14 protein-coding genes are annotated in these 14,233 nt (G+C 35.4%); all 14 read left to right on the top strand.

What is annotated here, in order from left to right; translation table 11 throughout:
* The first annotated feature begins 19 nt into the window (after positions 1-19).
* The 14 genes from D7D81_RS01555 to D7D81_RS01490 all read left to right on the top strand — a co-directional run bounded on the left by D7D81_RS01555 (position 20) and on the right by D7D81_RS01490 (position 14,178).
* Positions 20-616 carry an HAD family hydrolase gene (locus D7D81_RS01555; RefSeq protein WP_125986665.1) on the top strand — a complete coding sequence of 199 codons (597 nt, stop codon included), beginning with the start codon at positions 20-22 and terminating at the stop codon, positions 614-616.
* A gap of 420 nt (positions 617-1,036) precedes the next feature.
* The gene (locus D7D81_RS01550) at positions 1,037-1,492 is read left to right on the top strand and encodes a dTDP-4-dehydrorhamnose 3,5-epimerase family protein (protein WP_125986663.1); all 456 of its coding nucleotides are present in this window, start codon (positions 1,037-1,039) and stop codon (positions 1,490-1,492) included.
* A 16-nt stretch (positions 1,493-1,508) separates the two neighbouring features.
* Positions 1,509-2,486, top strand: a complete 978-nt coding sequence (gene rfbB / locus D7D81_RS01545) for a dTDP-glucose 4,6-dehydratase (RefSeq protein ID WP_125986661.1) — start codon at positions 1,509-1,511, stop codon at positions 2,484-2,486.
* Between the two features lie 233 nt (positions 2,487-2,719).
* Positions 2,720-3,484: an IclR family transcriptional regulator gene (locus D7D81_RS01540; RefSeq protein ID WP_125986659.1), complete on the top strand. Its 765-nt coding sequence runs from the start codon at positions 2,720-2,722 to the stop codon at positions 3,482-3,484.
* A 209-nt stretch (positions 3,485-3,693) separates the two neighbouring features.
* Positions 3,694-4,689, top strand: a complete 996-nt coding sequence (locus tag D7D81_RS01535; RefSeq protein ID WP_125986657.1) for a TRAP transporter substrate-binding protein — start codon at positions 3,694-3,696, stop codon at positions 4,687-4,689.
* Between the two features lie 73 nt (positions 4,690-4,762).
* Positions 4,763-5,230, top strand: coding sequence for a TRAP transporter small permease (locus D7D81_RS01530; RefSeq protein WP_125986655.1), 468 nt, complete (start codon positions 4,763-4,765; stop codon positions 5,228-5,230).
* Positions 5,231-5,245: 15 nt separating this feature from the next.
* Positions 5,246-6,523, top strand: coding sequence for a TRAP transporter large permease (locus D7D81_RS01525; protein ID WP_125986653.1), 1,278 nt, complete (start codon positions 5,246-5,248; stop codon positions 6,521-6,523).
* A gap of 89 nt (positions 6,524-6,612) precedes the next feature.
* The gene (gene kduI / locus D7D81_RS01520) at positions 6,613-7,443 is read left to right on the top strand and encodes a 5-dehydro-4-deoxy-D-glucuronate isomerase (RefSeq protein WP_125986651.1); all 831 of its coding nucleotides are present in this window, start codon (positions 6,613-6,615) and stop codon (positions 7,441-7,443) included.
* A 23-nt stretch (positions 7,444-7,466) separates the two neighbouring features.
* Positions 7,467-8,237: a 2-dehydro-3-deoxy-D-gluconate 5-dehydrogenase KduD gene (gene kduD / locus D7D81_RS01515; RefSeq protein WP_125986649.1), complete on the top strand. Its 771-nt coding sequence runs from the start codon at positions 7,467-7,469 to the stop codon at positions 8,235-8,237.
* Positions 8,238-8,578: 341 nt separating this feature from the next.
* Complete coding sequence (locus D7D81_RS01510) at positions 8,579-9,586, top strand: LacI family DNA-binding transcriptional regulator (protein ID WP_205739306.1); 1,008 nt, start codon at positions 8,579-8,581, stop codon at positions 9,584-9,586.
* A 113-nt stretch (positions 9,587-9,699) separates the two neighbouring features.
* On the top strand, positions 9,700-11,232 hold the full coding sequence (locus D7D81_RS01505) for a xylulokinase (protein ID WP_125986647.1): 1,533 nt from the start codon (positions 9,700-9,702) through the stop codon (positions 11,230-11,232).
* A 69-nt stretch (positions 11,233-11,301) separates the two neighbouring features.
* The gene (locus D7D81_RS01500; RefSeq protein ID WP_125986645.1) at positions 11,302-12,342 is read left to right on the top strand and encodes a galactitol-1-phosphate 5-dehydrogenase; all 1,041 of its coding nucleotides are present in this window, start codon (positions 11,302-11,304) and stop codon (positions 12,340-12,342) included.
* A gap of 31 nt (positions 12,343-12,373) precedes the next feature.
* Positions 12,374-13,255, top strand: coding sequence for a class II fructose-1,6-bisphosphate aldolase (gene fba / locus D7D81_RS01495; RefSeq protein WP_125986643.1), 882 nt, complete (start codon positions 12,374-12,376; stop codon positions 13,253-13,255).
* On the top strand, positions 13,246-14,178 hold the full coding sequence (locus D7D81_RS01490; RefSeq protein WP_125986641.1) for a 1-phosphofructokinase family hexose kinase: 933 nt from the start codon (positions 13,246-13,248) through the stop codon (positions 14,176-14,178). The genes fba and D7D81_RS01490 overlap by 10 nt, the downstream gene beginning before the upstream one ends.
* Positions 14,179-14,233 lie beyond the last annotated feature (55 nt).

Below are 14,233 nucleotides of genomic sequence, written 5' to 3'. Positions count from 1 at the left end.
AAAAAGGAGTTGTTTAGTAATGATAAAAAATGTTGTTTTTGACCTGGGAAATGTGCTTTTATCTTATGACCCCAGGGGATATCTGGAAAAGAAATATGATGATGAAGAATTAATTAATAAATTATATAACTCTGTTTTCAAGAGTGAGGAGTGGATAGGGCTTGACAGGGGTAGTATTAGTCAGCAGGAGGCTGTAGAAATCTTAACAAAACGGCATGGTTTTGGCAGTGAGGTTAGTGATATATTCAGAGACTGGGAGGAGATATTGCAGCCTATCCAAGGGAGCATTGGGATTTTGGAGGAACTCAAAGACAGAGGATATAGTCTTTATGTTTTGTCAAATTTCCACTTAGAGGCCTTTAAACTGGTTGCAAATTATGATTTTTTTAATAATTTTGATGAACTGGTTATTTCAGCAGAGATTAATGCTGTAAAACCGGAGCCGGAGATATACCGCTATCTACTGGCAAATTATTCACTGTCCCCTGAAGAAACTGTGTTTATTGATGACATGGAGGATAATCTTCTGGCCGCTGAGGATTTTGGGATTAAGACAATACAATTTAAAAGCCCGGTACAGTTAAGGGGAGATTTGCAGGAATTAGGTGTTTTTTGAAATTGTGGATGATTTTAAAGACCGACCAATATATTTACTTCCCTTGTCGTGCACCACAGGTACTCCGTATTTAACTAGACCGTACAAGAACAGTTTGAGGTTGCACTACGGCGTCCTGCCTTCGTTTACTGTCGAGAAATTGTCTTCCGGTGTCCTACCTTCAGCCAATTTCTAGAGTCGTCCAGTAAATATATTGGTCTGGTTTATGATAAGTAGTTAACTTTGTGTAAGAGATCTTCCTAAGTAAAAATTAATAATTATTGATTAAGTCTGGGTGGGGAAGCCATTTTGTTCAGTGGTTCAACAAATATATTTGTTATTTTAGAGTAGCTTAGTCAATAGAATTGGTGAACTTATATGATATTTTTCTCTCAATCGGCATATTATTATAGTAATATTCTGGAAGGGGGAATGTTATCAATGATTACAGGTGTTAGGGTGAAGAGTTTAGTTAAGCATCCTGATGATCGGGGTTTTTTTATGGAGGTTTTGCGCAGGGATGATGGGTTGCTAGAATTGTTTGGGCAGGCCTCACTGTCTAAAACATATCCTGGTATTATTAAGGCATTTCATTATCATCAAGAACAGGATGACATCTGGTTTTTTCCTTCAGGTAATGCCCAGGTGGTATTATATGATTTAAGGGAGGATTCACCAACAAGGGCCAGGACAGATGTTTATTATATGGGTGAGGATAATCAGGTATTACTCCTGATACCTAAGGGTGTTGCCCATGGGTATCAGGTGCTAGGTAATAAGGCTGCTACTATAATGTATTTTACAACAAAGCCATATAATAGGGAAAACCCTGATGAGTACAGGATTCCCTGGGATGACCCGGAGATTGGTTTTGACTGGGAGACAAAGAATAGATAAAACAGGAGGGTTTTAAATGAAATTGCTGGTTACCGGTGGAGCTGGTTTTATTGGTTCGAATTTTATCCATTATATTTTAGAACATTATGATGATGAAGTGCTTAATCTTGATAAACTGACTTATGCTGGTAACTTAAATAATCTTAAGGGACTGGAAGATAATGAACATTATAAATTTGTCAAAGGGGATATTGCTGATAAAGAGCTTGTTGATGGGTTAATGAAACAGGGTGTTGATGTAATAATTAACTTTGCTGCAGAATCTCATGTTGACCGGAGCATTAAAGAGGCTGATGTCTTTATCCAGACAAATATTAGCGGTGCTCAGGTTCTCCTGGAGGCTGCTGTTAAATATAAAATAAATAAATTTATTCAGGTCTCTACTGATGAAGTCTATGGTTCATTAGGTGCTCAAGGATTATTTACTGAGGAAGATTTACTCCAGCCCAGCAGTCCTTATTCTGCCAGCAAAGCAGGGGCTGATCTACTGGTCGATGCTTATCATAAAACCTATGGCCTCCCTGTCAATATTACCCGCTGTTCGAATAACTACGGTCCCTATCAATACCCTGAGAAATTAATACCCCTTCTTATTACTAATGCCTTAAATAATAGGGAACTACCCCTATATGGTGACGGCGGGAATATCAGGGACTGGATTCATGTAGGAGATCACTGTCGGGCAGTAGATGTGGTGCTGCGTAGTGGAAAAGCAGGGGAGATATACAATATTGGTAGTAATAATGAGAAAAGGAATATAGAGATAGCGGAGGCTATTATTAATATACTTGGTAAAGACCGGGGGTTAATTAAGTTTGTTAAAGACAGACCTGGACATGATAGGAGATATGCTATAGATTATACAAAACTTAGACAGGACCTCGGCTGGAGACCTAAATATGATTTTTCCAGGGGATTAAAGGAGACAATAGAGTGGTATTGTACTAATGAAGATTGGTGGAGGGTATTAAAAACTCATAGGATGGAAAAGTAGATGAAGTTATATTTAGATAGTTTTATAAAATTCTTGACAATTATGGTCAAAACATTTATAATATAAATATGAAATATATTTTTTATATATGAAAACATATTTCATTTTAATTATAATCAAACAGGGAACTGAGTATAAATTGATGTTTGCATTAGTAATATTAGGTGTGTATTCAAAATATTGAAAATTATAAAAAGACATACGAGAAGATGAGGAAAAGGTGATAATAATTAATGAATAAAACTAGAGAATCTACCCTAGAAAGGGCAATTAAAATATTAGAATATTTGGCTACTTCAAAAAAAAACACAAGATTATCTGATATTGGAAAAACTCTTAATATTCCGAATGGAACTACATACAATATTTTAAAGACACTTGAAAAATACAAATTAATTGAGTGTGAACTACCTTCAAAACGATATAAACTGGGTTTTAAGATGTTTCAATTAGGAAACCATGTTGAATGGATAAAGAATTTGAGGAATAATTCACTGCCTTATATGCGTGAACTTACAAAAGATAGTGGTGAAACTTCTCAACTAGGTATTATTTTCGAGGAGGATTTGTATTTTCTTGAAATTATTGAGACACCAAATAATACCAAAACCAGGTCAACTGTTGGGTCAAGTCTACCATTGAATGCCCCCGCTGCGGGTAAAGTTCTATTAGCATACCAGCCAGCAGAAAAGAGAGAAATATTACTAAAAAATATAGAATTAGTGCGATTTACTCACAATACTATAACAGACCGAAAAAAGATGGCCGAAGAACTTCAAAAGGTAGTTGAACAAGGTTATGCTCTAGATAATGAAGAAGTTTTTTTGGGCACAACATGTATTGCTGTTCCAGTATTTGATTCTAAAAAACGTGTATGTGCTGCCCTGGGAATAACGGGTGATACTGCTCGAATTAAAAAGAATATGCCTTCTCTGATTAATACTATACAGCATGAGGCCTTAAATATTTCCTTTAAAATGGGTTATCAACTTTTATAGACTTTTAAAAATAAGTATATTTTTTTGCCTTTATTCGTGAAAAAAGTTTTATATATATGAAAAATAAATTTCTATTTAAATCATTAAATATAATTTAAACCTAAAATTTGTTTTAGGTTTATTATTCATCTAAAAATATTTGAAAAGGGGGTATTGATTACATATTTTATAATATATTTTCTTAGCGTATAAAAAAGGGGAGGAAAAAAATGAGGAATAGTAAAATTGTTTTAGGTATTGTTCTGTTTTGGGTGTTTAGTCTTATAATGAGTGGAAGTGTTCTGGCGGTAGATTATGAAATGAAAATTGGTCATAGTCAATCGGTAAAGACCCCACGACATAAGGCATGTGTATATTTTAAATCACTTGTTGAAAAAGAAACAAACGGTAGAATTAAAGTAAGAATATATCCCTCTAATCAACTAGGTACAGAAGCAGAAATGATGGAAACTGTAAAAGTTGGAGCAATTCAGGCAACCTTAGGTGGACAGTTTGAAGCCGCATCTCCAAAGCTATTAATTTATACTATGCCATTTTTATTCAAAGATATTGATTCTGTATATTCTATTATCCGTGGTCCAATTGGGGATAAGATTGCAGCAACTGCAGAAAAGAATAATATTAAGATACTGGCCACTGGTGTGGCAGGTGGGTTAAGGAATTTTAGTAATAATAAGAGGCCTGTCAAAACACCTGCAGATATGAGTGGTCTTAAGATGAGAACGCCACCTATAGATAGTATCATTAAAACGGTTAAAGCAATAGGTGGTAACCCAGTATCTGTTCCTTATGCTGAACTATATATGGCCTTAAAAACTGGAGTTGCAGATGGTCAGGAAAATCCATTTACAAATATGGTAGACAAAAAATTATATGAAGTACAAAAATACCTAACGATAGTTAACTACCAGTTCCATCCTAGTCCACTATATGTTAGCTTAGATTGGTATAATTCCCTTGATTCAGACTTAAAGGCAATACTAAAAAAATGTGCAGAAAAAATGATGATTTATAATGACAAATTAAATCGTGAAGCAACCGAGGATTCTTTTGAAATTTTGAAAGACAAAATGGAAGTAAATTATTTAACTGAAGAACAGAGGGTACAATTTATTGAGAAATCACAAGCAGTATACGATTATTACATTAAAGAGGGCTTCTTTACTCAGGCAGAAATAGATGAGATAAGAAGAACTGCAGAATAGTACAATAAGAAATTTAGATTAGTAAAAAAACAGGGTCGGTTATAAGACTGGCCCTGAAAAAGAAGGTGATTGTGTGAATAGAATTATAGAAATTGTAGATTCTTTGTTAATGAAAATTACCATAAATGTAATTGCTTTAATGACAATTACTATAATTATTTCTGTGTTTTTAAGATATCTATTTGGAATTTCATATGTTTGGGTGCAGGAATTGATAGTCTTTATGTTTATATTTACTACATTTTTTGGCTCAGTTCTGGCATTTAGGCGAGGAGAACATCTGTCAATAGATATTTTTTCTATAAAATTTCCAGATAAGGCAAAAAAGATAATAAATATATTTTTTGATATTTCAATTTTGTATCTATACTGGCAGGTAATAAAGGTTAGTTTTAAATGGATAAATAAAGTGGGGAATGTTGTTACTCCAGGCATAAGGATACCTATGAAATATCTATATTTTATTCTACCACTAAGTGCAGTATTTATGATTTTTTATGTAGTTATAGATGTTTATCAGAGAATTAAAAATTGTAATTAGACAGGAGTGAATTATATGGCAGTTGCAGCATTAATACTAACCTTATTATTTTTTATTATAATTGGTTTACCAATTAGTTTTTCACTTGGTCTTTCCAGTATAGTATATTTTGTGTTTAATCCTAATTTTTTAATTATGATACCTCAAAGGATGTGGGCAGGTGCGAATAGTTCTGTAATGGTAGCCTTACCCTTGTTTTGTATGGCAGGGATGTTGATGAATTTAAGTGGTATAACCAGGAAGATAATTGATTTTTGTTCTTATTTAGTAAAGCCTTTTAAGGGTGGACTGGGAGAAGTTAATGTAATTGCCAGTATGATTTTTGGTGGTGTATCTGGTTCTTCGGTTTCTGATACTTCTGCATTAGGTTCAGTTTTAATCCCTGAAATGGAAAAAAGGGGTTTCAGTAAAGCATTTGCAACAGGTATTACTGTAGGTTCATCAACTGTTGGGATGATTATTCCTCCCAGTATTCCCATGATAATTTATTCGACGATTTCTAATGAATCAATTGGTGCTTTGTTTTTAGCAGGACTTGTACCAGGTATATTGATTGGTATAAGCCAGTTGATTTTGGTATATATAATTTCTCGGCGTAATAATCATCCTATTGAAGAAGGAAAGTTTGAGCTTAAAGAAATGTTAAAAAGATCTGTCGATGGGGTGCTTTCTATATCAATGCCACTTTTTATAGTGCTTTCTGTTTCTTTTGGTATTGCTACAGCTACTGAATCAGCTGGAATAGCTGTTTTGTATGCAGTTATTATTGGTTTTCTAGTCTACAGGAAATTAAAAATTAATCGTTTTAAAGAGGTTGCCAGAGAGACAATACTTACTTCCAGCACTATTATGATTATAATTTCTTTTGCCTATACATTCATCTGGATTTTAGCTTTTGAAAGGATACCAGACATAATTGGTGATTTTATCCTATCACTTAATGTTAGCTATTTCTGGATTTTGGTTTTTTTGGACATACTTATATTATTAATAGGAATGTTCATTGATGTAAGTCCGGCTTTATTGTTACTTGGCCCTGTCCTGGTTCCAGTAATGGAGACCCTGGGTATGGATCTTTTACAACTGGGGGCAATTTTAATTGTAGGACTTGGCATTGGTCTGGCAACACCACCAATAGGAATGTGTTTAAATGCAGCATCAAAGATTTCTGATATGCCGATAATGGATATTGCTAAAGAAACACTACCTTTTCTGGTCTGTAATATATTAGTTTTAATTTTAGTGACTTTTTTCCCGAAAGTTTCATTATGGGTTCCAGGTTTGTTTTTTTAGGAGGTGATTTGTTTTTTCTTATTCTAGTAGTTTTAAATACTTATTTCAATTTAATAAAATCTTAAATTAAGGAAAGGATGAAGTTTAGTATGGAAATTAGAAATGGGGTACACCCGGAAGATGCAAAACATTATACAACAGAAAAGATGAGGAAGGAATTTTTGATTCAGGATTTGTTTAATGCAGATGAGGTTAAATTGGTTTATAGTTATATTGATAGGATAATTACTGGAGGTATAAAGCCAGTTAAACAAGAATTAAAATTGGAGGCAGGTAGGGAAATAGGTGTAGAACATTTTTTGGCCCGGAGAGAAATGGGAGTCATAAATATTGGGGCTAAAGGTACTGTGAAAGTCGATGGAGAGGAGTATTCACTTGACCCAAAGGATGGGCTATATATTGGTATGGGAAATAAAGAGATTATTTTTAGTAGTAAAGATAGTGATAATCCTGCTAAATTTTATTTAAATAGTGCACCAGCTCATAAAACTTATCCGACAAAAAAAATTAATATTAAAGATGCCAAGCCAGAGAAAGCAGGATCACTGGAAAATTCAAATAAGAGAACGATTTATAAATATCTTCATCCAGATGTATTAGATACCTGCCAGTTATTAATGGGGATGACACTTCTTGAACCCCACAATGTCTGGAATACTATGCCTTGTCATACTCATGATAGAAGGATGGAGGTTTACTTCTATTTTAATATTGCTGAAGATAATTTAGTTTTTCATTTAATGGGAGAATCAGATGAAACAAGACATCTTGTTGTCCGTAATGAAGAGGCAATTATAAATCCAAGTTGGTCAATTCATTCTGGAGTAGGGACAGCTAATTATACATTTATCTGGGGAATGGTTGGTGAAAATCAAACATTTTCTGATATGGATCATGTACCTATGGGAAGACTTAAGTAACTTCAAAATATATTGAAAGGAGTATGATAATGGAGCTATTTAATTTAGATAATAAAATTGCTATTGTCACAGGCTGCTCAAGCCTAAAGGGAATTGGTTATTCAATTGCTGAAGGACTGGCAGAGGCTGGAGCAGATATTGCTGGGGTGGCAAGAAGTGATCTTTCTGAAGTTAAAAAAAGTATTGAATCTAATACAGGAAAAAAGTTCTTGAAGATACAGGTTGATTTACTTGAAGAAGAAAGTATTAATAAAATAGTAGAAGAAGCATTAGCTAAATACGGCCAAATAGATATATTAGTTAATAATGCTGGTATAATAAGAAGACATCCAATATTGGATTTTCCTGTAAAAGACTGGGATGATGTTTTAACTGTTAACTTACGTAGTTTGTTTTTATTAAGTCAAAAAACTGCTAAATATTTTATAGAAAACAATATAAAAGGTAAAATAATTAATATAGTATCAATGTTGTCGTATCAGGGAGGTGTCTTTGTTCCTTCTTATACAGCGAGTAAACACGCTGTGGCAGGTATTACTAAATCTTTTTGTAATGAATTGGCTGCTAAAAATATTAATGTGAATGCAATTGCACCTGGTTATATTGCAACAAATAATACTGCACCACTTCGTCAGGATAAAAAAAGAAGTGAAAACATACTGAATAGAATACCTGCTGGAAGATGGGGTAAAAATGAAGATTTAAAAGGTGCAGCTATATTTTTAGCTTCTAAAGCTTCTAATTATATGAATGGAGCAATTGTTCCTGTTGATGGAGGATGGCTTTCCAGTTAATTAATAAATAGATTGTTATGTGATAGAGGAAGATTTTTACAAAAATCTTCCTCATTTTTAATTTAATAGTATTTTTTATAACCCCCGGGAGATCAAATTTTTTTACTATTTTTTAAGATGCCCTATCTGAAATAGTGCTTTTATCCTGGTTTAATTAGATTAGTTAAGATATAATCATGCAATCATTTTATTAAAAGAATAATTTATCATAAGAAGGAATTTTCAAAAAATGCTTGACAGGAATAAGTCAGAATGTTAATATTATATTACACGAAACGTTTAGCGCTATTGTAATTTATAAGAATATACTTTGACAATTTCATAATAAAAAGGTGATAGAGATGGCTACGATAAAGGATGTTGCAAAATATGCAGGTGTGTCTATAGCAACAGTGTCTAAATACCTTAATGGAGGTAATGTTTTAGATAAGAATAAGGAATTAATAGATGAAGCAGTTGTTAAACTGGACTATCAGGTTAATGTTATGGCTAGAGGTTTAAAAACAAATGAGACCATGACAGTGGGAATTATAATACCTAGTTTAACCAATTTGTTTTTTACGACTATTGTGTCTAAGGTGGAAAACCTGCTACTGCAAAAGGGTTATAGTACCATAATTTGTGATTATAGAGAAGATGAAAAATTAGAAAAGGAAAAGTTGAATTTTTTACTTAGTAAAAATGTTGATGGGATAATTATGGTACCCAGTTGTTCGGAAGATAATGAACTAATAAATAAGGTTAATAAAGATTTACCGGTGGTTTTAATAGATAGAAATATCGAAGGGGTTAATTGTGATGTAGTACTGACTGATAATATTAATGGTTCCTATGATGCTGTTGAACAGCTTATTCACCGGGGACACAGAAGGATAGGTATTATTTGTGGACCTGAGGAACATTATACTGCTGTTGAACGATTAACTGGGTATGATCGGGTTCATGAGGATTATAATATAGCCAGGGATAAAGACTTAATACGCTTTGGTGATTATCAGATAGAGAGCGGTCATCAGGAAATAATCAATTTGATGAAACTAGCAGAACCACCGACAGCTATTTTTGTTACTAATTATGAAATGACTTTAGGTTCTATAATGGGAATAAATGAACTAGATATTAAAATGCCTGATGAATTATCTCTAATTGGTTATGATAATTTACAGTTGGCCAAGATAATTAAGCCGTCTCTTTCCATTGTTACCCAGCCGATGGATGAAATAGGTGGAACAGCCGCTAAATTAATGCTCAAAAGGCTTAAAAAGGATATGAGTAAGCATCCTGCTGTCTACCGTTTGAAAAGCAGGATTATTATTAAAGACTCTGTGAGAAAATTAAATGAAGGGTGAAAAATTTTGCGTTAGAATGAAACGTTTAGCTTTTATATTATGTTATTATATAAAACGTTAAGTCCAAATGGCCGCTACTTTGTTCTATCAAAAATTTTAAAGGAGAAAGTAATATGGATACTAAATATTTACTGGCAATTGATATTGGTACATCTGGCTGTAAGATAAGCCTTTTTGACCTTGCGGGGTGTATTATTAGTACTTATCTGGGGGAATACCAGACATATTATTTTGGTGAGAATTGTGTTGAACAGGATGCCGGGGACTGGTGGGAGCAGGTTTGTAGAGGGATTAATGAAATAAAAAATAGCTATGACATAAATACAGATGATATTCTTGCCATTGGTGTTGATGGACATAGTTGGGCCTGTTTACCGGTTGATAGAGATGGTCTACCTTTAAGGAGGGCTATGATCTGGCTTGATAGAAGGGCTGAAAAGCAGACTGCTTATTTGAAAGATCATATTGGTGAGAAAAAACTGATTAATACTAATGGTAATCCTGTCGATTCAGCCTATATTACTCCTAAAATGCTCTGGTTGAGGGATAATGAAGCTGATATTTATAAAAGAACATATAAGTTTTTGCAGAGTAATGCCTATATAGTGTATAAGTTGAGTGGAGAATATTCCCAGGATTCATCGCAGGGCTATGGTTTTCATTTTTTTGATATACATAAGAGTGAATGGGCTGAAGAGATTGCTAATGAGTTAGATATATCATTAGATTTAATGGCCCCTTTATATTCTCCCCATGAAGTTGTGGGTAGGGTAAATAGGTCAGCAGCGGTAGAGACCGGTTTAAAAGAGGGGATACCTGTTGTTGCTGGTGGACTGGATGCAGCCTGTTGTACTCTGGGGGCTGGGGTAATTAAACCTGGTCAGACTCAGGAACAGGGCGGACAGGCCGGAGGAATGAGTATTGTATTAGATAAGGCAGTTATTCATCCAAAATTAATTCTGGGTAATCATGTAGTACCAGATAAATGGCTGCTGCAGGGAGGTACAGTTGGAGGAGGAGGTGTTCTTAACTGGTTTAATAGGGAACTGGGTTTTTATGAACACAAACTGGCTGAAGAACAGGGTAAAAACCCTTATCAGGTCATGAGCCAGGAGGCGGCAAGTGTTCCGGCAGGTAGTGAAGGACTTATGTTTTTACCTTATATGGCTGGTGAAAGGTCGCCACTTTGGGATACTAAAGCAAGGGGAGTATTTTTTGGTTTATCATATGATAAAGGGAGAAAACATTTGATCAGGTCGATGATGGAAGGTGTTGCTTATTCATTACGCCATAATCTGGAGACTGCCGAAGAGGTGGGTGCTGTTGCTGAAGAGCTTAATAGTGTAGGCGGCTCTGCCAATAGTGAAGTCTGGACTCAGCTTAAGTCTGATATTACTAATAAAACGATTAAGATCCCTTATGCAGACCAGGCAACCAGTCTGGGGGCAGCTATTCTGGCAGGAGTAGGTGTAGGGGTTTACAGTAATTTTGAAGACGCTGTTGAGACTACTATCAAGATAGCTAGAGTTCACAAACCAGATCAGGCTAAATTAAATATTTATCATGATTATTACCAGCTCTATATAGATTTATATCAGAAATTAAAGGATAGTTATCAAGTTCTTTATAATATTTCTGAAAATTAATTTATATCAAAGTTTTATTCAGATATTAAGAATATTATTTTATTTCTCAAAATGGGAGGTTAATTAATAATGAAGGCAGCGGTATTACATGGGAAGAGGGATTTGCGGTATGAAGAGATCAGTAGACCTGAAATTAATGAACATGAGGTTTTAATCAGGGTTAAAGCAACAGGTATCTGTGGTTCAGATCTGCCCAGGGTCCTGGGTGACGCATCACATTACTACCCTAATGTATTTGGACATGAATTTGCAGGGGAAATAGTAGAGATAGGAAGGGGTGTGAGGAGTGATTTCATAAAGGGTGATCGAGTTGCTGCGGCCCCATTAAAACCCTGTCATCAGTGTGAGAGTTGTTTAAAAGGGGATTTTGCTTTATGTAATAACTATAGCTTTATTGGTTCCAGGGAATTTGGGACCTGGGCTGAATATGTTAAGGTTCCTGAAATGAATCTTGTTAAACTACCGGAAGGGGTATCATATGTTCAGGGGGCTTTCCTGGAGCCGATTACTGTAGCCCTACACGGTCTATTTTTGATGGACTTTAAACCTATGACCAGTGTTGCTATTACCGGAATGGGGACAATTGGGTTACTAACATTACAGGCTGCTAAAATTATGGGTGCCAAAGAGATAACTGTTTTTGATATCAATGAGGATAAACTGGCATTAGCTGAAGAGCTGGGCGCAGATTATCTAATTAATACAAGGGATAAAAATTTCCAGGAGAGGGTAAATGATATTACCGATGGTAATGGATTTGAGATGGTTTTAGAGACAGCAGGAGTACCACAGACTGAGCTTTTATGTCTGGAGATAGCAGCTAATAAGGGGAGTGTCATGTATATCGGTACACCACATACTGCTTTTAAGATTACCCCGGAACAGTTTGAGTATTTAAATAGAAAGGAATTAACGGTCAGGGGTTCCTGGATGTCTTATTCAGCACCATTCCCTGGTAAAGAATGGACACTGGGTGCTTATTACCTGGGAAAAAAGAAAATAAGGATTGAAAAACTCTTGGATAGGGTAGTACCACTAAAGGAAATCTGGACTGCTTTTGAGGATATAGACCGGGGAAAGATAAAGGGAAAGGTTATGTTAGAGGTATAATTAATTTTAGTTTTTAAAGGGGAGGAATAAGATGTCGTTAGTTAATCCGTTGTATCTTATAAAACAGGCTCAAAAAAAGGGGATAGCTATACCGGCTTTTAATATTCACAATATGGAAACAGTTCAGGGGGTAATCGAGGCAGCAGTTGAGGAGAAATCTCCAGTAATGATAGCTACTACTCCCGGAACCTTAAGACATGCAGGGGTTTCATGTATTGCCAATATTGTCAAAACTATTGCTACAGAGGTAAATATCCCGGTAGCACTCCATCTTGACCACTGTTCATCCTATGAGGTGATTGTTCAGGCTTTAAGGAATGGGTATACTTCAGTAATGATTGATGCAGCAGAATTACCATATGAAGGGAATGTTTCTCTAGTAAAAGAGGTCGTTAAAATGGCCCATGCTGTAGGTGTAGCTGTGGAAGCAGAGATAGGTAGGATCGGTGGGACAGAGGATGATTTAAGTGTAGATGAAAGGGAGGCCTCATTAACAATACCAGCAGAGGCTAAAGATTTTATGGAGGCTACCGGTATTGATACCCTGGCTATTGCTATTGGGACTGCTCATGGTATGTATCAGGGGGAACCTAAACTTGATTTTGATAGGTTATCAGCTATCAAAGAACTGGTCGAGATTCCCCTGGTATTACATGGTGCATCAGGTGTGTCTGATGATAGTGTCCGTGAGGCAATTAAGCGGGGGATATCTAAAGTTAATATAGCTACTGAACTAAAAATACCTCTGGCCCGGTCAATTCAGAAGTATTTTACTGACAACCCAGAGGGTAATGACCCCCGTAAATATCTGGGTTTAGGTAGAGAGGCCGTTAAGAAGGTGGTTAAAGAGAAGATAAGGCTCTGTGGCTCTAATAATTTATCAGCCATATTGGAGGAATATAAATGCTATTAGCCATTACGATGAACCCGGCAATAGATAAGGTTTATTCAGTAGATGATTTTGCTGTTAATGCTGTTTTCCGGCCCAAGGATATGACAGCTACTGCAGGTGGTAAAGGATTAAATGTGGCCAGGGTGGCACATTTACTGGGAGAATCTGTTACTGCTGCGGGGCTGCTGGGTGGGAATAATGGACAATTTATTAGTGAAGAGGTTCAAAAACAGGGAATTATAAGTCAATTTATGGAGATTACAGGTGAGTCGCGAATTTGTATTAATATCACAGATCAGAAAAATACCACCTCAACAGAGATTTTAGAAAATGGTCCAACTGTAAGCAGCCAGGAACTTGAAGATTTTCTGGAACACTATAATAAATTACTGGATGGAGTTGATGTTATTTCAGCTTCAGGGAGTCTGCCGGAAGGTATTCCGGTTGATTTCTATAAAACCTTGGTTAATATTGCTAAAAGTAGAGATAAGAAATTTATACTGGATAGTAGTGGAGAATACCTGGTAGAGGGGATTAAGTCTATTCCCTATATGATAAAACCAAATCAGGATGAGGTTGAGCAGATTGTTGGCCAAAGGCTTTCAGACATAAGTGATTATATAGGTGTTTTATGGGAGTTCAAGAAGCAGGGGATTGGACTGCCTGTTATATCTTTAGGGAGAGAGGGGTGCCTGACTGTAATTAATAAACAGGTCTATCACTTTAAAGGGCCTCTGTTAGAAGTCAAGAATACTGTGGGTTCAGGGGATTCTTTTATAGCAGGTTGTGCTGTTGCTTTAAGTCAGGGGAGAAAGCTGACTGATGTTATAAAACTGGGGATGGCCTGTGGGGCAGCAAATACTCAATTTTTTAAGACGGGAATGGTTTCTAAAGAGTTAGTTGATGATTATTTTGAAGAAATTAAATGTATAGAGGTAAATTAATTCTAAAGACCGACCAATATAGTTACTTTCCTTGTCGTGCACCACGGGTACTCCG

The sequence above is a fragment of the Halocella sp. SP3-1 genome, from assembly GCF_003953885.1.
Classification (GTDB): domain Bacteria; phylum Bacillota; class Halanaerobiia; order Halanaerobiales; family DTU029; genus Iocasia; species Iocasia fonsfrigidae.
The sequence above is the reverse complement of the archived record's forward strand: the minus strand, read 5'-3'. Positions and strand labels throughout refer to the sequence as shown.

Excerpts from the sequence above, each read along its gene's own strand:
- D7D81_RS01555 (WP_125986665.1), top strand. The coding sequence starts at position 20 with ATGATAAAAAATGTTGTTTTTGACCTGGGAAATGTGCTTTTATCTTAT.
- D7D81_RS01550 (WP_125986663.1), top strand. The coding sequence starts at position 1,037 with ATGATTACAGGTGTTAGGGTGAAGAGTTTAGTTAAGCATCCTGATGAT.
- rfbB (WP_125986661.1), top strand. The coding sequence starts at position 1,509 with ATGAAATTGCTGGTTACCGGTGGAGCTGGTTTTATTGGTTCGAATTTT.
- D7D81_RS01540 (WP_125986659.1), top strand. The coding sequence starts at position 2,720 with ATGAATAAAACTAGAGAATCTACCCTAGAAAGGGCAATTAAAATATTA.
- D7D81_RS01535 (WP_125986657.1), top strand. The coding sequence starts at position 3,694 with ATGAGGAATAGTAAAATTGTTTTAGGTATTGTTCTGTTTTGGGTGTTT.
- D7D81_RS01525 (WP_125986653.1), top strand. The coding sequence starts at position 5,246 with ATGGCAGTTGCAGCATTAATACTAACCTTATTATTTTTTATTATAATT.
- kduI (WP_125986651.1), top strand. The coding sequence starts at position 6,613 with ATGGAAATTAGAAATGGGGTACACCCGGAAGATGCAAAACATTATACA.
- kduD (WP_125986649.1), top strand. The coding sequence starts at position 7,467 with ATGATAATGGAGCTATTTAATTTAGATAATAAAATTGCTATTGTCACA.
- D7D81_RS01510 (WP_205739306.1), top strand. The coding sequence starts at position 8,579 with ATGGCTACGATAAAGGATGTTGCAAAATATGCAGGTGTGTCTATAGCA.
- D7D81_RS01505 (WP_125986647.1), top strand. The coding sequence starts at position 9,700 with ATGGATACTAAATATTTACTGGCAATTGATATTGGTACATCTGGCTGT.
- D7D81_RS01500 (WP_125986645.1), top strand. The coding sequence starts at position 11,302 with ATGAAGGCAGCGGTATTACATGGGAAGAGGGATTTGCGGTATGAAGAG.
- fba (WP_125986643.1), top strand. The coding sequence starts at position 12,374 with ATGTCGTTAGTTAATCCGTTGTATCTTATAAAACAGGCTCAAAAAAAG.
- D7D81_RS01490 (WP_125986641.1), top strand. The coding sequence starts at position 13,246 with ATGCTATTAGCCATTACGATGAACCCGGCAATAGATAAGGTTTATTCA.